The following is an 18913-nucleotide window of genomic DNA, read 5'->3' on the forward strand; positions in this document are numbered from 1 at the left end:
AGGACCCCGCCCATGAGCGCGCCTGAAAAGATGGTTGTTTCCAACGTGATGCTACCCGACGATGAACATAATCAACGCTTGATCAACTACGTCCATCCACCAAATTGGGTGAACCCGACGCCGACCGGTCAATATAACCTGGTGGTCATTGGAGGTGGAACGGCCGGACTCGTGACGGCGGCGATCGCGGCCGGCCTAGGGGCAAAAGTCGCACTGATCGAACGGCACCTCATGGGCGGCGACTGCTTGAACGTCGGATGCGTGCCCTCCAAAGCCTTAATCCGGGCCTCGCGTGCTTGGGCTGATGTTCGAAAAGCTGAGGAGTTCGGCATCCACTTCTCCGGCGCGGCGAAGGAAGATTTCCCCGCCGTCATGACGCGCATGCGGACACTGCGCGCCCAACTCAGCCGGACGGATTCGGCCCAGCGGTTTACCGGCCTGGGTGTCGATGTCTTCTTGGGGCAGGCGCGATTCGCCAGCGCGCAGACCGTGCAGGTCGGCAGCGCGACGTTAGACTTTGCCAAGGCCGCCATCTGCACCGGCGCACGGGCCTCTGCGCCACCCATCCCAGGACTACAAGAAGCGGGCTATCTGACGAACGAAACCATCTTTTCGTTAACCGAGTTGCCGGCAAAGCTGGCCATCATCGGCGCGGGCCCCATCGGCTGTGAGCTGGCGCAGGCCTTCGCCCGGTTCGGCAGTCAGGTGTATCTGATTGAGGCGCTGCACGGGATCATGCCGAACGAAGATCGCGAGGCTGCAGAGATTGTCGAGAAAGCCCTGGTTCGCGACGGTGTGACCTTATTCTGTTGCGGCAAGGAGTTGACCATCCAGAAGACGGAGACCGGCAAGCGGCTGACGGGCGGTTCGCATGGCCGGGCGTACGATATCACGGTCGACGACATTCTCGTGGGCGCCGGGCGTAAGCCGAACGTGGACGGTCTTGGCTTGGAGACGGCCGGTGTTGACTACGACAAGGCGGGCGTCACGGTCGACGGCCACCTCCGCACGACCAATCCGAATATCTATGCGGCCGGGGATATATGCTCCCGCTACAAGTTTACGCATGCGGCGGACGCCATGGCTCAGATCGTCATTCAGAACGCGCTCTTTCCCCATCCCTTCGGGCTCGGCACAGCACGGGTCAGTTCTCTTGTCATTCCCTGGGCAACCTACACCGATCCGGAGATCGCCCACGTCGGCCTCTACGAAGCTGAGGCGAAGGAGAAGGGGCACAAGGTGGAGACGTTCACGCATCGCTTAGACGAGGTGGACCGGGCGGTGCTCGATGGTGAAGCAGAGGGTTTTGCCAAGGTCCATGTGGAGGCAGGAACGGATCGCATTTTGGGGGCCACGATTGTCGCGGCCCATGCCGGCGATTTGATCAATGAGTTCACACTTGCCATGAACGCCGGACTGGGCTTGAAGACCCTGGCGTCGACGATCCATCCCTATCCCACACAGGGCGAAGTCGTGAAGAAGGTGGCCAATGCCTGGCGCAAGACCACCTTCACCGCACGGCAGAAGAACATCCTCAGTAAGTGGTTTTCGTGGACGAGAAAATAGTTTCGGGTGCTCCATACGGATTTCACCCACAGTCACACTAAAGGACCTGAAGCATGACACTACGTCGTTTGACTTTGATCGTCGGCATCGCGCTGTTCTTTCTCGTCGTCGCCCCCCTCGGCGAGCCGACCCGGCTGCAAGCTGAATCCCCAGCGAGAGTAGAAATCGGCACATTTTCTGCGGCAACCCCGGATGGCCCATGGCCCAACGGCTGGAAGCCGCTCACCTTTCCGAAGATTTCCCAGCACACGACGTACCGCCTCGTAAAAGACGGCGACCGCGTCGCCGTCAAAGCAGCCAGTCAGGCCTCCTCTTCGGGACTGACGAAAGAAATTCTGATCGATCCGAAGGAATATCCGATCATTCAATGGCAGTGGAAAGTCTCGAATATCTTGAAGGCCGGGGACGTGGCCAAGAAAGAAGGAGACGATTACCCCGCCCGCATTTATGTCACCTTCCAATACGACAGCCAGAAGGTTGGCCTCTTTGGGAAGGCGAAATACGAAGCGGCCAAGCTGATCTATGGCCAATATCCGCCGCTGGGCGCCATCAACTATATCTGGGAAAGTCACGCACCAGTAGGAACCTCCGTACCGAACCCCTTTACGGATCAGGTTCAGATGATCGTGGTCGACAGCGGCTCAACCAAGCTTAATACCTGGATCACGGAGGAGCGCAATGTCTATGAAGACTACAAGCGGGCGTTCGGCCAAGACCCACCGATGATTTCCGGCGTGGCGATCATGACGGATACGGACAATACCGGTGAGTCAGCCGAGGCCTACTATGGGGATATCGCGTTCAAGAAGAGGGTGGAGTAGTCAGGGCAGAGACAGGGTGGACGCTTGCGCCATCAGCGAGACAGGACATCTGGCCTCGGGTCCGAGACGAATCCCCCTCGATTGGGCATCTTCACGGCCAGAAGGGTCTGCGCGTCGATCGCGGCGTCGGCGGGAAGGATGCCGTTCTGATGCAACAGCCAGGCGACGACGGCATAGACCTCGTCGGGCGTGAGGGATTGCGGAGCGTTCAAGGGCATGGCGCGATGGATGTAGTCATAGAGAGTCGTCGCATAGGGCCAGAAGCTGCCAATGGTTTTGATGGGCTTCGCCGTGGCGATCGACCTTCAACCACTGACCAGCCGGAGCGGAGTTATGGCTGGGCAGAAGGCTCGATCAATCCGTGACTTGACGCCGAGGAACGGCATTGCTAGGGTTGCAGCGAATCAGCGTGCTTGAACGGAATGAATCATGGCCGCTCCACTCACCATCGCTCACGTTCGCGAGCGTCTCGTCCCGCTCTTTGCCGATCCGGATCTCGATCTGGTGATCCTGTTCGGCTCGGTTGCGGGCGGGGTGACGCACGCTGACAGCGACCTCGATCTTGCCGTGAAAGGACGGCAGCCGTTGGATCTTGTCTCGCTGACCAATGAGATCACTCGCCTTCTGCACACCGACGCTGTCGATGTGGCGGATCTTCGCCGTGCCTCGCCGCTGCTGATGATGGAAGTCGTGCGGGGAGGACAGCTCCTCTATGAACGGACGCCAGGATGCTACGCGGCCTTCTGCTCGCTTGCCCACCGCCGCTATGTCGATACCGCCAAATTGCGCGTCGCGCAGCGCGAGACGATCCGGCATTTTCTTCAGAACAGGGGTGCGGCGTGACGCCGTCCGATCCCTCCGTGCTTCGCCGGAAGCTCGTCGTGATCGTCGAGAACTTGACGGCGCTTGAACCCGTCGCCGCGATGACTCCTGAACGGTATCGCGACAATCTGTTTACCAGGAAGGGGACGGAACGGCTTCTGCAGGAATTGATTGAAGCAGCGATCGATCTGAATACCCATATTCTCGTCCAGGACGGCCACGGAGCCCCGGACGATTACTATCAGGGGTTTCTCAAGCTGGCCGACCATGGTGTGCTTCAGCGAGAACTGGCCGACGCGCTGGCTCCCTCGGCGGGGCTGAGGAACCGCCTGGTTCATGAGTATGATGCGATCGTCGATGCCATCGTCTTGGATGCCGTTCGGAAAGCCCAATCCCTCTTCCCTCGGTATGTCAGCGCCATCGAGCAGTATCTGTCTCATCGCCACGGCGGCTGATTGTCCGGCGTCGGCCTCCTCTCAATCCACCACCGACGTTCACGGCATCAAGCGCGCCTTCGGACGAGACCTTGGGGGCTGGAGCGATTCGTGTACCGGCCTTCACACACTTGACCGTCTACGAGAAGAGAGCACCGTGAGGCTTTACCAAGCAGTTGGCTTCTGCGTCACCGAACCAGCACATCTGGTCGCGGGTCCGAGACGAACCCCGCACGATTGGGCATCGTGACGCGCGGAAGTGTCTGCGCGTCGATCACGGCGTCGGATGGTATGATGCCGTTTTGATGGAGCAGCCACGCGACCACGGCATAGACCTCATCTGGCGTCAGGGATTGCGGAGCGTTGAACGGCATGGCACGATGGATGTAATCGTATAACGTTGTGGCATAGGGCCAGAAGCTGCCGATGGTTTTGATCGGGTTGTCAGTGGCCAGCGAACCTTGGCCGCCCACGAGGCGATCCTTTGGTCCTTCCGTTCCTGTTGGTCCGTGGCAGGCGGCGCACTTGTTTCCATAGATGGCTGCCCCTTGCTGCACGGTCCCTTGACCAGGCGGCAATCCTGCTCCGCTTGGATCGATGTCGATGTTCAAGGCGCCGATCTCCGCGCCGGTGGCCGGCCGACCGAACCCATAGCGCATCGGCTCTTCAGCATGACTTATACTCCCGAAGAGCAGAGATAGTGCGAGTGCCGACACCTCCCAAGGGGTCGCGTTAGATTTGCACATTCGTCACCTCCCCATCTGCGGCCACCTTCCAACTCTGAATCGCATTGTAGTGGTATGAAGAATGAACTCCTCGGGCTGCGACGAGCGCGGCCCTCGCTGGCTGGACATAGCCGCTGTCATCGATGCAACGGCTTTGCAGGATCGTGTCCTCTCCGTTCCATTGCCATCCGAACCGGAAGCGTGTGTGGCACTGTGGAAGCACTGGTCCTTGTATGTGTGCCGGTCGCCATGTCCGCCCGCCGTCGAGACTGACCTCGACCGTTTTCACCAAGCCTCGTCCGCTCCAGGCGAGCCCACGAATTTCGATGAAGCCCGGCTCGATTCGCTGGCTGCCTGAAGGACTTGTGATAACGGACTTGGCCTCCATGACGAACGTAAATTGCCTGGCCGTGCCGTCCGGCATGAGATCGGTGTAGCGCGACGTTTCTTCGCGCGTCATGAACGGGGCGGTGCCGAGTTTGAGGCGCCGTAGCCACTTGATGCAGGTGTTGCCTTCCCAGCCGGGAATCACCAGGCGGAGCGGATAGCCCTGCTCCGGTCTCAACGCCTCGCCGTTTTGCGCATAACACAGGAACGCGTCCTTCAGCACTTCCGCCAGCGGCAAGCTGCGCGTCATGGCGGCGGCATCGCTCCCTTCCGCCAGCACCCAGGCAGCCTCTGGTTTGACGTTTGCTTCAGCCAAGACCGTCGCGAGCGGCACGCCGGTCCATTCGCTGGTGCTCATGAGCCCGTGCGTCTCTTGGACCGTCTTCCCTGTCGGCCCTTTCCATTCTTTCCCGGAATTGCCGGAGCATTCGATGAACAGCGTGCGTGTCACGGAAGGGAAGCGCGTCAGATCGTGCATGGACAATGAGAGCGGCCGATCAACCAGCCCGTGAATCAGGAGCCGGTGGCGATTGGGATCAATGGCCGGCACGCCGTTGTGGTGGCGCTCGAAGTGCAATGCGGATGGGGTGATGATGCCGTGCAACGATTGATGCGGCGTCAGTGAATGGGTCGCCGTCGTCAGGCGTTGGGCGGTTTCTCCCAGTGCGCGAGTGCCATAAGGACTGGGAATGCGGCCTGGGACCCGCGTGGGATCGGTGTGGTCCTGTTCTACGGCTGGAAGAATCGACGGGGCGATCAAGCCAACGGCCGTAACACCCATCGCGGAGACCGCGCTGGCCAGCCATGTCCGACGGCCAACTGGTTTCTCACCATCCCTCTCCGACGAGACAGCCTTCTCCTCATCATACTGGCTCATGGGCCCTCCATTGTCGATCATTCTGCAGACCGGCATCGGTATATCGTTCAGTGTGTCCCCTATGATGCGCCTGGCGCAAGCGGGTACGGTTCACCGACTACACCGCGAAGTTATGCCCTCATCGATAGACGGGAAAATCCGCGTACCCGCGGGGATTCGGCATGTACCAGACGTCCATCGGCGCCTCGGGCGCCAGGGGCCAGTCCTGGGCAATGCGTTCGACCAGATCCGGGTTGCTGATGTAGGGACGCCCGAAGGCGATGAGATCGGCCGATCCATCTTGAACTGCCGCCTCCGCGGTGGCCGGCGTATAGCCGCCGTTTCCGATCAGCGGTCCGTGAAAGACGCGGCGGAACTCCGGCAAGGTCATCGGATCGCCCAGCTTGTGAAATCCGAATGCCAGCCCGTCCACGAGATGGAGATAGGCCAATCCGTACTGATCCAGTTGTTGGGCGGCGAAGCTGAAGGTCTTGCGAAAATCCGGCGATCCCATTTCGTTGAAGACCCCGTTGGGCGAGAGACGCACACCCACGCGCGCGGCGGGTACCTCCGCCGTCACGGCTTGCACGATTTCATTCAGGAACCGGTATCGGTTTTCTACATTGCCGCCGTAACGATCCGTGCGGTGGTTGGTCTTGGATTGCAGAAATTGATCGATGAGATAGCCGTTGGCGCCGTGAATTTCGACGCCGTCGAACCCGGCCTGCAGGGCTCGCTTAGCGGCCTGCCGGTAATCGTCGACCACTCGGAGAACTTCCTCTGTCGCCAGCGCTCTGGGAGTTTCGTACGGCTCACGGCCGTTCGGGGTCTGAATTCCGTCGCCATGGATGGCGATCGGGGAGGGCGCGACCGGCGCACCTTCTTCGAGGTGAAACGTGCTATGCGAGGCGCGCCCGCAATGCCAGAGCTGTAGGAACATGACACCACCGGCTCGATGGGCGGATTCCACGACGAGCTTCCATCCTTCGGTCTGCGCATCGGAATAGATGCCGGGCGAATCGACCCAGCCGATGCCTTGCGTGGACACCACGGTGGCTTCGGAGATCATCAATCCGGCGGACGCGCGCTGCCGGTAATATTCCGCCATCAGCCCGTTGGGGATGCGATGCCGGCCGGCTCGCGCGCGTGTCATCGGCGCCAGCACAATGCGGTTGTGTGCGCGAAGCGCGCTATTGAGAGTGAAGGGCGCGAGAAGTTGCTTGTCTGTTCTGTCTTGAGCCATGCTTTCTCCGGGAAAATCGGTTGTTGGCACGCACCGGCTGACGGCTCGCTGTCCGGTTTGTGCCGGACAGTCTTCCCCATTACTCCTCTTGAAGCAAGTGATTGACCGCCGTCTGAAAGTGAGGATCGTCGAGCAATCCTCCTCCCCGATGGGTCACAACGACCTCTCCCTTCTTATTCAGCAGAAAGAAGATCGGCGTACTGCGCACGCCTAGCTGCGAGGCCAACCGGTCGCCGACATCATAAATCACCGGAAAGGTGAAAGGAGGCGCCTGGGATTCCACGTGGTTGCGGATATTCGCTCCGGTATCCGCAAAGCCGACGGTAAGAATATGAAACGGCTGTCCTTTCATTCGCTCTTGCAATGCCTGCATTTTAGGAAGCTCGCCTTGGCACACATGGCACCACGAGGCCCAAAACATGAGCAATGCCGGCTGGCCGATGAGCTGCCGGTCTGTATAGGCGGTGCCGTCCAGCGCGCGCAATTCGAAGGGCGCCATCTTCTGTCCGCCCGCCTCTGAAACACTCCCCCCAAGAAAACCGATGATCAGGATACAGATCATCATCGATGCCAACTGTTTCATGCTCGGCTCCTTTCGTAACTCGGCGCCAGCTCAGGCTCCATGTGCGGCCGGTTGGGGCGAGGCAGCGCTGTCGATCACACGTGTCGTTCGCCGGCGCTGATAGAAGCGATCCAGCAAGGCATCCGCCGAGATCAACCCCGGTCCGTGCAGGACGAAATAGAGAAAGAGAATGCCCCAATAGAACGCTTCTTGCAGCGCGGCTTCGGACAACTGGCCGTAGGAGAGCGCGGCGACGATGTTGAGTCCGAAGAGCGAGAGGGCCGCCCATCGTCCGGCCAGGCCGATCGCCAGCAGAAACGAGCCGCCGAGTTCAACGGCCGTGGACAGATAGGCTGCCATCTCGGGCGGCAGGACCGGCACATCGTAGACCATGGTGAACAGCATGACCGTGGACATCCAGCTGGAGAGCTTGACCATCCCGCCTTTCCAAAAAATGTTCGCCAGATACAAGCGAACGGACAGGTCGAACAGCGGGAGCAGCGCTTCCAGACCATGGACCAGCCATAGATACAGAGGCACCGCGCGATCAGCGGCACGTGTCAAAAGACCAACGGGGTGCGTCATACGCCCTCCTCCACGAAAATTCCGGCTATTGCCTGTATGTTCAATAGGGTCGTCATCAACCGGGTGAAATCGAAACCGGATTCAGCTTCTCGTGCCAATCGTTCGATCGATGCGACGGTCGCTCCCTGAGATAGGGCCTCCAGCAACCGGTAATCCAGCCAGGCCAGCGGTATGACCTGCACCGCCCCACCGCTGCGGACCACAATGAGGCCGGTCTCCTCCTCAGGAAGAGGCAAGTCGACGACCTCGTCCGGCGATGCGTCCGGTTGGAGCGCCAGCCAAACGCGATGGACTGGAACGGGAAAGGACAGGAACCGCGCAGTCTGATGGAACTGGAAGGTGACGCGCGAGGGATCTGCCGAGACCATAGCGTGAAGCTGGTCAGGGGGCAGCGGCGACGAATCTGCAGCCTGATAGACCTCATGACAAGCCCATTCGAGCCGAGCCAGTTCGACAAGGAGGGGGGGCGCCTCGAAGTGTTGCAGCAAGGCCGGGAGATGGCGTCCATACAGAAACAGATCGCCGCTGGTCGAGGGATATTTCTTGATGTACCCGCGCGCGAGCACCCCAAAGTAACCGTCGCCGACAAACCGATGCAACACGGGATAGGTAATCCTCAGCACCTGCACAAAGTTATTCCGGATCAACCGGCGGTAGAGCGCGACGCTTCGCAGCGCCGTTCCATCCGTTGCCATCGCTGCCGTGGCCGTCTGGTATTTCCCTTCGACGATGGCCTCGGCAAAGGCTTGCTGTTGTTCACGCAGTCGTGACATGGCATGCCCCCAGAATGGCATCCGCCTGTGTGGCTTGCTCGACCAGTACGGACAGCGGCGGGAGATTGGTATCCCACTCAATCAACGTCGGGCGCGGACCGAAATGGTGGATCGCCCATCGATAGAGGCCCCAGACTTCCGGGTACACGGGCTGACCGTGGGTATCGATCAGCATGCTCCCGAAGCGATCAAATCCCGCCAGATGGATCTCCCAGACGGCCTCAGCCGGAATCGCCATCAGCATATCCAGCGGATCAGTATGGAAGTTGACGGCGTTGACGTAAACGTTGTTGAGATCGAGCAGAATGCCGCAGCCGGTTCTCCCGGCCATCTCGGACAGGAAGGCGCCTTCAGAAATCGGCGAATCCTGCCAGGTCAGATACCGAGTGATATTCTCGATCAGCAAGGGGCGCTTCAACAGATTCTGGACTTCGTCGATTCTGGCGCAGACATGATCTAAACTCCCTTCGGTGTAGGGAAGGGGCAAGAGATCGTTGAAGAAGCGTCCGCCGACGGAACTCCAGGACAGATGCTCCGACACGAAAGCCGGCTCGAAGCGATCGATCAAAGCTTTCAGTTTGTGGAGATGGGCCTGGTCGATTGGATCGGTGGAGCCTAAGGACAGGCCGACCCCGTGAAAACTCAGCGGGTATCGGCTCCTGATCCGCTCAAGCACGCGCAACGGCGCGCCGCCGTCGCCGAAATAATTCTCCGGATGGGTTTCCATCCAGGCCACCGGCGGTGGCGCGTCCAGAATCTCGCGAAAATGATGTGCCCGCAGTCCGATCCCGGCCTGTGCCGGGATCGAGGTGGGATGTTGAACAGACATCGCTCGTCGTCCTACATCTTTTTCATCATCATCTCTTTCATCTTTGCCAGATCATCTTTCGTGATGGCGAGGACGGTACCCTTGGCGATCTTCCCGCAGAGCCCCTTCGGCAGGAACACATAGGAATCGGCTTCATTGTCGGTCTTGGACTGGCCCACACAGGAATGGAGGCTGGTCTTGACCGCGCAGTCGTTCATCCCGGCCTTGGCCACGCCTCCGCAGGCCTCCCATCCGGCTGGCATTTCCGCCATCTTCGGAGCGGCATTCGCGGCTTCGGCGCCTGCAAAACTCAAGGCCACCAACAATGCGGAATGGATCATGGCGTTCTTTTTCGTCGTTGCGTTCATAGGATTCTCCTTTGTTAGTTTCAATGCTATTGGGAATGACACTCGATACCGAACATGCGCAGTTCGGGACGGATTCAGTTCGGCTACATACGATCCTCCTTTCAGTGCGGCGAGAGATGTGTTCTGGAGCTACTCATGGTTTCGATAGGCTACTACCGATGCCGCCTGGCCGCTGTGAGGCAGCTTACAGTTGGCAATCCGCATCCAGGCGCCGCCGATGCCTCGCTGCGAGTGGTACGGAGAAGCCGCTGGCCGGTTACCCGAGAAGCCAGTAGGTCGCTCCTCCGATCATGAACATCACCATCATTGCGAGCATCATCTTTTCGTGACCGCACATTCCGTGTTTCTGTGTGCATCCCTGCATGCTGCACATCATCGACATGGGTTGCCCCTCCTTTGTGATAGTGGTAGACGGGTTGATGTGCTTTCGTCCATCGAAAGCGCATGGACACATCTAGACTTTTAGATATGTTCATGCATAACTTGCCATCAGCCACATGAAAGGTCTGTGAGCTGCGTTACAGTTGAAAAAATGAATTGAGAGATGATGGAGGGAGGATCGGCCGGGACCGTCGAGCGAGTCCAGCCGGAGGTGCCTGTTATTAGCAGAAGGTGGGGAGGGGAAATGAGATCAGGGGTCCGGTCCTCTTACATCCCCTTGGCCGAGAACAACATGGTCACAGGGGCTCTTCCTATGACCGCTTCCATGATCACACCTCGATGGACTGCCCTGGCGGATATCCGCAGGCCATTGCGTGTCTCGCTCACGCTGTCCCTCACAGGCCGAGGTCGGATAGGGAAGGGTGGCCTTCGGGACGAGGGCCCAGTGGCCAGCGGTATTGGCGTTCCTCCTTTGTAATGGGAAGGTCATTGATGCTCGCGAGGCGCTGGTGCATGAGGCCGTTTCGGTCGAACTCCCAGTTCTCGTTCCCGTAGGACCGAAACCAATTCCCGGAATCGTCGTGCCACTCATAGGCAAAACGCACGGCGATGCGCGTTTCGTGGAATGCCCACAGTTCCTTGATCAGCCGGTAGTCCAGCTCCTTAGCCCATTTGCGGCGCAGAAATTCTACGATAGCCTCACGGCCAGACAGAAACTCGTTGCGGTTCCTCCATGAACTGTTGGCGCTGTAAGCCTGCGACACTCTCTGGGGGTCTCTGCTGTTCCAGGCATCCTCGGCCAGGCGCACTTTCTGGATTGCGGTGTGCCAGGTGAAGGGAGGAAGAGGGGGACGGCTATGTTGTGTTGACGACATGATGTGCTCCTACAGTGCACACGCGTTCTGTGTTTGCGTGCTTGCTACGGGATCTCCGAACACAGTGGCCAGCAGTTGATAATGGCCCAGGCCCAGTTCTTTGCCGTAGGCTTTCCCCACGAGCACGTCCTGCACATGCTGGTGGTCCTGGGCGCGGAAGTAGGAGCGGCCCTCTTTCAGCCCGTCGAACTCATGGCCCTCCAGCGCTCTAATGAGCGCCTGCGTGTCAGTTGTCCCGGCCCGTTGGATCGCTTCCAGAATCTGCGTCATCGCCGCATAGCCGTGGTAGCAGCGCGAGGTGGGGGTGTGATGGTACTTCTCGATCACGCCTTGAATAAACCGCCGGGAGCTTTCGCTGTTGATCTTCGGGTCCCAGATCAGTCCCCAGATTCCCGCGTTGTTGGCATAGCCAAGCGGGCGGCCGATCTGCTCTCCGCCGATCATCCCACCCACTCCGATCTGCTCCTTGACCAGCCCCGCCGCGGTATAGGCCTTCAGGGCATGAACGAGATCCCAGCCATAGAGATTCAGGATGACGGCGCTGGGTTTGGCCGTTTTGGCTTGAGCCAGCGCGGTTGTGAAGTCGGTGGTTCCGAAGGGCGTGCGAACGGAGCCAACCACTTCGCCACCTTCGGCCAGGAGTGCCTCGGCCATGGCCTGCTCTGCGGCCTGGCCGTCCATCGTCTCCGCCGTGACCATGAACCAGCGATTCCCGTAGGTCTTCACGAGATGGGGCGTGACGGCCCTGGACAACATCCTGGCACTTGGCATGAAGACGAACGTGTGCGAGTTGCACCCGCCCCCGTCAGCTCCGGCACATGCGCGCCGGTCACCATGAAGAGCCTATTCTCCTTCTTGGCCAGGTCAGAAACGGCGAGTGCGACCTCTCCATTGAAGGTGCCCATGAGGGCATCCACTCGGTCTTCCTTGATGAACTTGGTGGCGGCTTTCAATGCGGTCTGAACATTCGAGGCGTCGTCGGCTTCCAGAATCGCGACCTGGCGTCCCAGCACCCCGCCATCCTTGTTGACACGATCTACTGCCACCGTCGCCCCATGCACATCGTGAACCGAGGAGGTTTTATAGGGGTTGGATAGCGGGTCGAGGATGCCGATCTTGATGGATTCGCCCGCGTACGCGACGCGTGGTCCGGATGACCGTCCCAACACCTGCGCGGCCAGATTGCTGAACGCCAGCGTACCGCTGGTTGCCGCCGCCAGTTGCAAAAACCGTCTGCGAGAAATCGTATTCATGGGTCACCTCTCTGGTTGTGAGACGCGGTTATGTGCGCATGCCGGAATCTGCATATGCCAATCCGCCCGTATCGCAAGCGGGCTGTCACGCTGGAGCCGTTCATTTGCTATAGGCGCGCAGTTGCGCCTCAAGTTCGGCTATCCGCTTTCGCAGCGGTTCTGCCAGTTCTTCGACCTCACCAATCGAGTAGCGGGGCGTGATGTACTTGGGGCAGTTCCAGTCGAACGACACGATGTCGATGAAGACCAGGCGCTCCACGCTCGACCGCATGTTCGAGTCGGCGATCTGCGCGACGAGTTCCGGATGGAAACGGGCGTCCTCGACGCGGGCATGACCAAGGATTTTCAGCCGCGCGCGATTCTTGTAGTCCATGAGAAACAGCGCGACACGGTCGTTTACGGACACGTTGCCGGTCGTGAGCAATTGTCGATTTCCTTTGTAATCGGCGAACGCCAGAGTCGTGTCGTCGATGACGCGCAAAAACCCCTGAGCCCCCCCGCGATGCTGGATGTAGGGCCATCCGCTTTCGCTGATGGATCCCAGGTAGAAGCTGTCTCGCGCCGCAATGAACTCGGCTTCGGCCTGGCTGAGCGGGTCCCGTTCGTGTGCGCCGGTGATCACGCCCGCTCGTCCGTAATACTGCTGCTGCGCACGGCACACCGAATCCGTAAATGTCAGGTCGAGATATTTCGTTGCCATCGTGGCACCCCTTGCAAGCGTCAGCCCTCTGGCGGCCAGGAGTGGACTCCTGGCCGCCTCAATGAGGGAGTCTTAAAATACGATCGTTTTCCACCCGTCCACCATATACTGGCGGAGGCTCAAGAGGCCGGATGTTCCGGCGAGGGCATTGTCCTTCTTCAGCGGCACACCGCACGCTTCCACACCGTCCTTGGCTCCAAAGACATCCGCGCATCCGCAGGAGGCACCCTGCACGACGTCACGTACCGAGTTGTAGAGGCCGTTGGCTGGGTGGGTCAGCTTCGTGAGTTCCGCCGGCCACCGCGTGCCGGCGCCGTTGAACACCACGGCCACCTCATCCCCCTTCTGTTTGCTTTCGGCTGCGACCGCCAGTGCGTTAAAAACTCGGCCGAGTGCTTCCTCTGAGCCGCTCTTCGGATCGGACATGATAATGATGGCTGTTTTCATGGGTCCTCCTTGGTTAGAGATGGTGAGACTATTGATACGAATCATTACTTGAGCGCCGAGAGAATCTTGACCGTCTGAGCGGTGCTCCACACATCACTCGCGATCAAGCGGAAGTTCACAAACGCCGCTTCATAGCCATCGAACCCCGGTAGCTTGGCGGCCGCCGTGGCATCGGTGACCACGACGACCTCGAATCCCTGTTCCAGCAGCTCGCGCAGATGCGATTCTGTGCAGAGATTCGCCGACATCCCGGCGAGGACCACTTGGCTGATATCGGCTTTGCGGAGTTGCAGAATGAGATCGTTTGTCTCAGGCCCGAACACTTTGTGCGGGCTGGTCACTACTGTACGGCCGTCTTCGATATAGGGTTTGTAGCGGTCCAGCCAGTCGGCGCCCGATCCGGCAAACCCCTCCTGCGTCAACGCCCCCTTACGATCGAACATCCCGATGTTGTGCATGAGCACTTCCAGAGCACCGCCGAACTTCCACTGGTGGTCATGTGGATAGTAATAGTGCGGGCTGACGAAGACCGGCACACCGCTCGCTCTGGCTGCTTTGAAGAGACTCTCGATGTTCTCGACCGTGTGGTTCTCCTGCACGCTCTGGCCGACCACACCCCAGGCCACTCCCTTCGGGCTGAGGAAATCGTTTTGGGGATCGGTGATCACCACGGCCACCCGGCCCTTCTTGGGTGTCAGGCCGGGGCGAGGGACCGGCGCATCCTCCCGTGGCCCGGCATAGTGTGACACGGTCGGTTTCGGGTCCTGTGCGTACACTGCTGATGTCAGGGGAAGATTCACGACAACAGCCGTGAGAGACGTGACGATTAAACGAATAAACAGGGTCATGATGGCATCCTTTCTACGCGTTGATGAAGGTACATTCTTTGACGCGCCATGCGTCTTCTGCCTCTAGCCGCAGGCGCAAGAAGAGGCGGCGCATCCATGCGTGAGTGTGATCTCCGGAAAGTCGATGACAGTGCTGGCGATATGGTTGACGTAGTTGCTGAAGATGTTCAGCGCGACATGGGCCGCCGTCTCGATGACCTCGCCGTCGGTCAGCCCGGCAGTACGCGCCTGTTCAAGCTCTGTGGCCCCGAGCTCCCCGCGTTGCACGACGATGTGGCGCGCCAGCTTGAGAATGGCATCGGTCCGGTTGTCGGTTGCGTTGGCCTGCCGGGCATCGGCGAGGTCCTGCTGGGCGAGCCCCAGCTTGCCGCCGATGAATGTGTGGGCGCTGAGACAGTAGGCGCATTGATTGGCCTCGGCGACCGCGATGGCGATCAATTCGCGGACCTTCGGGCTCAAGCTTCCGTCCGCAAGCGCGGCGTTAAAGCTGAGGTAGCCTTGGAGCGCAGCCGGAGCGTTGCCCAAGACACGAATCAGGTTGGGCACCACACCCAATTTCCCCTGCACGCCCTCGAAGAGCGCTTTGGCCGGTCCAGTGGTGGTCTGGGGATCGAGATGTGCGATGCGATTCATACGTTCCTCCTTTGTGAGTGGATCTGATTTGCTGCAGCCGCATTCAATAGCCATCGCTAGAGCAGATGGCGTGCCTGATCGGAGATGCGTAATAAGATATTGAAAAGACAATACTTAAATTGATTTTTCTCGTCTGGCAGTAGCAACGACTATTCGTAGATTACGATTAGTCGTTGAATGTGTGCATGAAATATCGTAGCCTGTACGCATCAATGGATCCCCGCAAACTTTCACAAGTGATGGTTTCCACTGCTCAACAACGCGGGCTTGATGCGGTGCTGCGCACGATTACCGACGGCATTGCACAGTGTCCGAACACCGTTCTGACTCGTATCTGGCTCGCTGAGTCGGATTCGCTCTGCGAGGTGTGTCGAAGTCGGAACGATACCTCCGACATCACCCGGTCCTTGCACCTCGTGGCGAGCGCCGGCGTCCCGCACGATCCGCAGGCTGATTACGGCCGCCTGGACGGCGCCTTTCATCGGTTTCCCATGGGAGAGCGAAAAATTGGGCGTGTGGTTTCGACCGGCGAGCCTCTCCGGCTGGCTGGGCTTCGCGGTGATGAGGAGTGGATCGCTAATCCTGCCTGGTTCGCGCACGAGGGAGTCCGGACCTTCGCGGCGCAGCCCTTGATCTTCCGGGATGATGTCCTCGGAGTGCTGGCGCTCTTCGACCGCGGCTTGCTCGACGAGGAAGCCTTCGAGTGGCTTCGCATATTCGCCGATTACGCAGCGGTCAGCATCGCGAACGCTCGAGCGTTCGATGAGATCAGCCTGCTGCGCACCCGGCTGGAAGAGGAGAACCTCTACCTGCGCGAGGAGGTCACGGCTGCCCTTGGGATGGGAGAATTCGTCGGAGAAAGCCAGGCGCTCCAGCACGTCCTCCGTCAAGTTCAGCTAGTCGCGCCGACCGATGCGGCAGTGTTGATTACCGGCGAGAGCGGTACGGGTAAGGAACTCGTGGCCCGCGCGATCCATGACCGGAGCCCGCGCAAAGACCGGCCCTTGATCAAGGTGAATTGCAGTGCCGTGCCTGACGCCTTGTTCGAGAGTGAGTTCTTCGGCCATGTGAAAGGTGCCTTCACTGGCGCCCTCGCAGATCGACCGGGACGTTTCGAAATGGCCGATCGCGGGACACTCTTTCTCGACGAAATCGGGGAAGTGCCGCTGGCGATGCAGGCGAAGCTACTGCGTGTACTTCAGGAGGGTGAATTCGAGCGCGTTGGCGATACGCGCACACGGACAGTGGATGTCCGGATCGTCGCGGCGACCAATCGCGACCTTAAACGCGAGGTCGAAGCCGGTCGTTTTCGCGAAGATCTCTACTATCGTCTCAGCGTGTTCCCGGTCCACATTCCGCCGCTCCGTGAACGCCGCGAGGATATTCCCAAGCTTGCATTACATTTCATCACTCAGAGCGCCCGGCGAATGAATCGCCGAGTGCCACGCATTACCCAGGCAGTGCTGAGCCAGCTGGCCGCCCACGACTGGCCAGGCAATGTGCGAGAACTGCAAAACGTCGTGGAGCGCGCGGTCATCCTCTCTCAAGGCCGCTCGCTGCATGTTCACCTTCAACCCTCGCCATCGCGCGAGCGCGGCGTCCCCTCACTTCCCACCCCCTCAATGGCACAGTTGGCCACGCGTGAAGAGCTCAAACGTCAGGAACGGGAGAACATCGTCCAAGCCTTGCGGCTCACAAAGGGCAAGATCTTTGGCCTAGATGGTGCGGCTGTCTTACTCGGCATGAAGCCGACGACCCTCGCGTCACGCATCAAAGCGCTGGGCATCAAGAAGAGCAAGCTGGATTCATAATCCCGGGATCACACTATGGCTCGCTCGCACACCCTGGGATGCGAAGGCGCATCGCTCAACGGGGCGTCCGTCGCTGTTCAGAGTCTATTTCCTTCTGCAACTTGTCCAGATCATCCAGGATACGGATGAATTTCCTGCCGAACGGCGTGACGACATACTCCACACGGGGAGGGATTTCGTTGTACGCGATGCGTTCGATGATGCCAAATGCCACGTTCTTGCGAAGACATTCGTTGAGCACTTTGGTCGTCAGGCCCTCCACGCTACGAACCATCTCCCCCGGCCGTTTAATACCGTTGGCCAGGAGCTGATAGACTGTCAGCGACCATTTGCACCCATAAATGGTCTCCACCATTCGAGTGCTCTGTTCTGGGGCGGATCGCCGGGAAAATATTTTCGCCTGTCTTCCCATCAAGATGTACCGCTTAGTGTCTACTGAACCACCTGGTACCTGCTTGGACTCGGTCTGAGTGCGTCATAGACTGCCCTCACACATTGTGTTCGCTCTTGTAACGTAAGGAGGTGATCTCATGCAACGCGCGAATCAGCCACTCGCCCTGATTGTCGGCGGCTCCAGCGGAATAGGCCTCGCCACCGCACGGCTCTTGCTCGCTCGGGACGTCACCACGGTGATTGCGGGTAGTTCGCCAGAAAAGCTGGAGACGGCACAACGCGAACTGTCTTCGGTTGGCATAGTTGAAACGCTTCAAGCCAACGTGTACGAATCGAATGACATCCAACGCATCGTGGCGTTTGCCGAGGACCATAGCCGCCACATCACCTACTTGGTGAATGCCGCAGGCTATTTCAAGCCCACGCCATTTCTTGACCATACGCTCCAAAACTATGACACCTATCTGGATCTCAACCGAGCCCTCTTTTTCATTTCACAGGCCGTCGCCAAAAATATGGCCGCAAACGGTGGCGGCTCCATCGTGCATATCGGGTCGATGTGGGCGAAACAGGCCATCAAAGCCACCCCTTCCTCTGCGTATTCCATGGCGAAGGCTGGGCTGCATGCCCTTACGCAGCATATGGCGATGGAGCTGGCCAGCAACAACATTCGGGTCAACGCCGTGTCGCCGGCAGTGGTCAAGACGCCCATTTATCAGGCCTTCATTGATCCGCAGGACATGGACGAGACACTTGCCACATTTAATAGCTTTCATCCGATTGGTCGGATTGGCACGGCGGAAGACGTGGCAAAGACCATCGATTTTCTGCTGAGCGATGACGCCCAATGGGTGACCGGGGCCATTTGGGATGTCGATGGCGGTGTCATGGCGGGCCGGAACTAGCCCATCGACTCCGATCGGCATTCGCGAGGACGTGCGCGGCCGCCGGCGTAAAGTGCGACGACATACTATAGGACGTCAGGGGAGGGGCCCGCGTCTTCACAGACGCAGGCCCCTCCTTCATTCGTGCCGGACTTGAGCAGATGAAAGGCTGTGTCAGGCGACCGTAGCTGCCTGTGACGTCCACGCTTGCGCCGCAAACTGGGAGTCGAGCGGCGTGTGGGCAATGTGATTCACATAGTTGCTCAACGTCTTAAGCGCCACGATCGTCAGCACATCCAACAGGTGCTGCTTAGCGTAACCTGCCCCAGTAAATTGGTTGAGATCCTCCTCCGGCACCCACCCCCGATGGTGCAAGACAGACACCACCAACAGGCGCAGCGCATTGAGCTTCCGGTCCGAGAGGGATCGCTGTTCTCTCAATGCCGTGAGAACAGCCTCGGGCATGTGCACCATCTGCGCGACCGTGGAGTGAGCGCCCATGCAATAGGCGCAATTGTTAGCAGCACTGACCGTCAACGCCACCACCTGCTGCTCCACGGGAGTGAGCGCACTCTGTTCCAGGGCCTTATTGATGCCCGCATAGGCTTGCACCGCCGTCGGGGACTCTGCGAGTACGCCAAATAAATTGGGAAGAAACCCGTATTTCTTCGCGGTGGCGTCGAGCGTCGCCCGCGACGCCTCCGGAGCCGTCTCTTTCGTATGAATCTGAAACTTCAT

Annotated in this window: 23 protein-coding genes and 1 pseudogene; 6 read left to right on the forward strand and 18 right to left on the reverse strand. The window is 59.4% G+C overall.

What is annotated here, in order from left to right; genetic code table 11:
* Window positions 1–12 precede the first annotated feature (12 nt).
* Entirely contained in the window at window positions 13–1566 is a 1554-nt protein-coding gene (locus tag KJA79_RS21340) for a mercuric reductase (RefSeq protein WP_213044124.1), read from the forward strand.
* Window positions 1567–1619: 53 nt separating this feature from the next.
* Window positions 1620–2387 (forward strand): DUF3047 domain-containing protein, encoded by a 768-nt coding sequence (locus tag KJA79_RS21345; protein WP_213044125.1) that lies wholly within the window; start codon window positions 1620–1622, stop codon window positions 2385–2387.
* A gap of 32 nt (window positions 2388–2419) precedes the next feature.
* On the opposite strand, the pseudogene KJA79_RS21350 reads toward KJA79_RS21345, so the two are convergent.
* Window positions 2420–2671, reverse strand: a pseudogene (locus KJA79_RS21350) (c-type cytochrome); the annotation flags it as partial.
* Between the two features lie 145 nt (window positions 2672–2816).
* On the opposite strand from KJA79_RS21350, the gene mntA reads away from it, so the two are divergent.
* Entirely contained in the window at window positions 2817–3230 is a 414-nt protein-coding gene (mntA, locus tag KJA79_RS21355; protein WP_213044127.1) for a type VII toxin-antitoxin system MntA family adenylyltransferase antitoxin, read from the forward strand.
* Entirely contained in the window at window positions 3227–3664 is a 438-nt protein-coding gene (gene hepT / locus KJA79_RS21360) for a type VII toxin-antitoxin system HepT family RNase toxin (protein WP_213044128.1), read from the forward strand. Before mntA ends, hepT begins: the two co-directional genes overlap by 4 nt.
* Before the next feature lie 167 nt (window positions 3665–3831).
* Here hepT and KJA79_RS21365 read toward each other — a convergent pair whose 3' ends face one another.
* The 15 genes from KJA79_RS21365 to KJA79_RS21435 form a co-directional block, all read right to left on the reverse strand.
* Complete coding sequence (locus tag KJA79_RS21365; RefSeq protein WP_343224280.1) at window positions 3832–4302, reverse strand: c-type cytochrome; 471 nt, start codon at window positions 4300–4302, stop codon at window positions 3832–3834.
* Between the two features lie 73 nt (window positions 4303–4375).
* Window positions 4376–5632: a sulfite dehydrogenase gene (soxC, locus tag KJA79_RS21370; protein ID WP_213044130.1), complete on the reverse strand. Its 1257-nt coding sequence runs from the start codon at window positions 5630–5632 to the stop codon at window positions 4376–4378.
* A 118-nt stretch (window positions 5633–5750) separates the two neighbouring features.
* Complete coding sequence (locus KJA79_RS21375; RefSeq protein ID WP_213044131.1) at window positions 5751–6854, reverse strand: alkene reductase; 1104 nt, start codon at window positions 6852–6854, stop codon at window positions 5751–5753.
* 79 nt (window positions 6855–6933) lie between these two features.
* Window positions 6934–7437, reverse strand: a complete 504-nt coding sequence (locus KJA79_RS21380) for a TlpA family protein disulfide reductase (RefSeq protein ID WP_213044132.1) — start codon at window positions 7435–7437, stop codon at window positions 6934–6936.
* A 30-nt stretch (window positions 7438–7467) separates the two neighbouring features.
* Window positions 7468–8001 (reverse strand): DoxX family protein, encoded by a 534-nt coding sequence (locus tag KJA79_RS21385; protein ID WP_213044133.1) that lies wholly within the window; start codon window positions 7999–8001, stop codon window positions 7468–7470.
* Complete coding sequence (locus KJA79_RS21390; protein ID WP_213044134.1) at window positions 7998–8774, reverse strand: HvfC/BufC N-terminal domain-containing protein; 777 nt, start codon at window positions 8772–8774, stop codon at window positions 7998–8000. The genes KJA79_RS21385 and KJA79_RS21390 overlap by 4 nt, the downstream gene beginning before the upstream one ends.
* Entirely contained in the window at window positions 8758–9603 is an 846-nt protein-coding gene (bufB, locus tag KJA79_RS21395; protein WP_213044135.1) for an MNIO family bufferin maturase, read from the reverse strand. Before bufB ends, KJA79_RS21390 begins: the two co-directional genes overlap by 17 nt.
* A gap of 11 nt (window positions 9604–9614) precedes the next feature.
* Window positions 9615–9950: a BufA1 family periplasmic bufferin-type metallophore gene (gene bufA1 / locus KJA79_RS21400; protein ID WP_213044136.1), complete on the reverse strand. Its 336-nt coding sequence runs from the start codon at window positions 9948–9950 to the stop codon at window positions 9615–9617.
* Window positions 9951–10726: 776 nt separating this feature from the next.
* The gene (locus KJA79_RS21405; RefSeq protein WP_213044137.1) at window positions 10727–11206 is read right to left on the reverse strand and encodes a nuclear transport factor 2 family protein; all 480 of its coding nucleotides are present in this window, start codon (window positions 11204–11206) and stop codon (window positions 10727–10729) included.
* A gap of 9 nt (window positions 11207–11215) precedes the next feature.
* Window positions 11216–11962 carry an ABC transporter substrate-binding protein gene (locus KJA79_RS23080; RefSeq protein ID WP_281412715.1) on the reverse strand — a complete coding sequence of 249 codons (747 nt, stop codon included), beginning with the start codon at window positions 11960–11962 and terminating at the stop codon, window positions 11216–11218.
* Window positions 11929–12459: an ABC transporter substrate-binding protein gene (locus KJA79_RS23085; RefSeq protein WP_213044182.1), complete on the reverse strand. Its 531-nt coding sequence runs from the start codon at window positions 12457–12459 to the stop codon at window positions 11929–11931. The genes KJA79_RS23080 and KJA79_RS23085 overlap by 34 nt, the downstream gene beginning before the upstream one ends.
* 100 nt (window positions 12460–12559) lie before the next feature.
* A complete protein-coding gene (locus KJA79_RS21420; protein ID WP_213044138.1) occupies window positions 12560–13159 on the reverse strand; it encodes a pyridoxamine 5'-phosphate oxidase family protein in 600 nt (199 codons plus the stop codon).
* A 72-nt stretch (window positions 13160–13231) separates the two neighbouring features.
* Window positions 13232–13606, reverse strand: coding sequence for a DsrE family protein (locus KJA79_RS21425; protein ID WP_213044139.1), 375 nt, complete (start codon window positions 13604–13606; stop codon window positions 13232–13234).
* Between the two features lie 44 nt (window positions 13607–13650).
* Window positions 13651–14454 carry a cysteine hydrolase family protein gene (locus KJA79_RS21430; RefSeq protein WP_213044140.1) on the reverse strand — a complete coding sequence of 268 codons (804 nt, stop codon included), beginning with the start codon at window positions 14452–14454 and terminating at the stop codon, window positions 13651–13653.
* A gap of 63 nt (window positions 14455–14517) precedes the next feature.
* Window positions 14518–15087, reverse strand: coding sequence for a carboxymuconolactone decarboxylase family protein (locus KJA79_RS21435; protein ID WP_213044141.1), 570 nt, complete (start codon window positions 15085–15087; stop codon window positions 14518–14520).
* A gap of 212 nt (window positions 15088–15299) precedes the next feature.
* Here KJA79_RS21435 and KJA79_RS21440 point away from each other — a divergent pair, with 212 nt between their 5' ends.
* Window positions 15300–16898: a sigma-54-dependent Fis family transcriptional regulator gene (locus tag KJA79_RS21440; protein ID WP_213044142.1), complete on the forward strand. Its 1599-nt coding sequence runs from the start codon at window positions 15300–15302 to the stop codon at window positions 16896–16898.
* Between the two features lie 55 nt (window positions 16899–16953).
* Here KJA79_RS21440 and KJA79_RS21445 read toward each other — a convergent pair whose 3' ends face one another.
* Window positions 16954–17310, reverse strand: a complete 357-nt coding sequence (locus KJA79_RS21445; protein WP_343224278.1) for a winged helix-turn-helix transcriptional regulator — start codon at window positions 17308–17310, stop codon at window positions 16954–16956.
* 118 nt (window positions 17311–17428) lie between these two features.
* Between KJA79_RS21445 and KJA79_RS21450 the strand changes: the two genes are divergently transcribed.
* Entirely contained in the window at window positions 17429–18196 is a 768-nt protein-coding gene (locus KJA79_RS21450; protein ID WP_213044144.1) for an SDR family NAD(P)-dependent oxidoreductase, read from the forward strand.
* 153 nt (window positions 18197–18349) lie between these two features.
* Here KJA79_RS21450 and KJA79_RS21455 read toward each other — a convergent pair whose 3' ends face one another.
* Window positions 18350–18913, reverse strand: a complete 564-nt coding sequence (locus KJA79_RS21455) for a carboxymuconolactone decarboxylase family protein (RefSeq protein WP_213044145.1) — start codon at window positions 18911–18913, stop codon at window positions 18350–18352.

The sequence above is a fragment of the Nitrospira defluvii genome (genome assembly GCF_905220995.1).
Lineage (GTDB): Bacteria > Nitrospirota > Nitrospiria > Nitrospirales > Nitrospiraceae > Nitrospira_A > Nitrospira_A defluvii_C.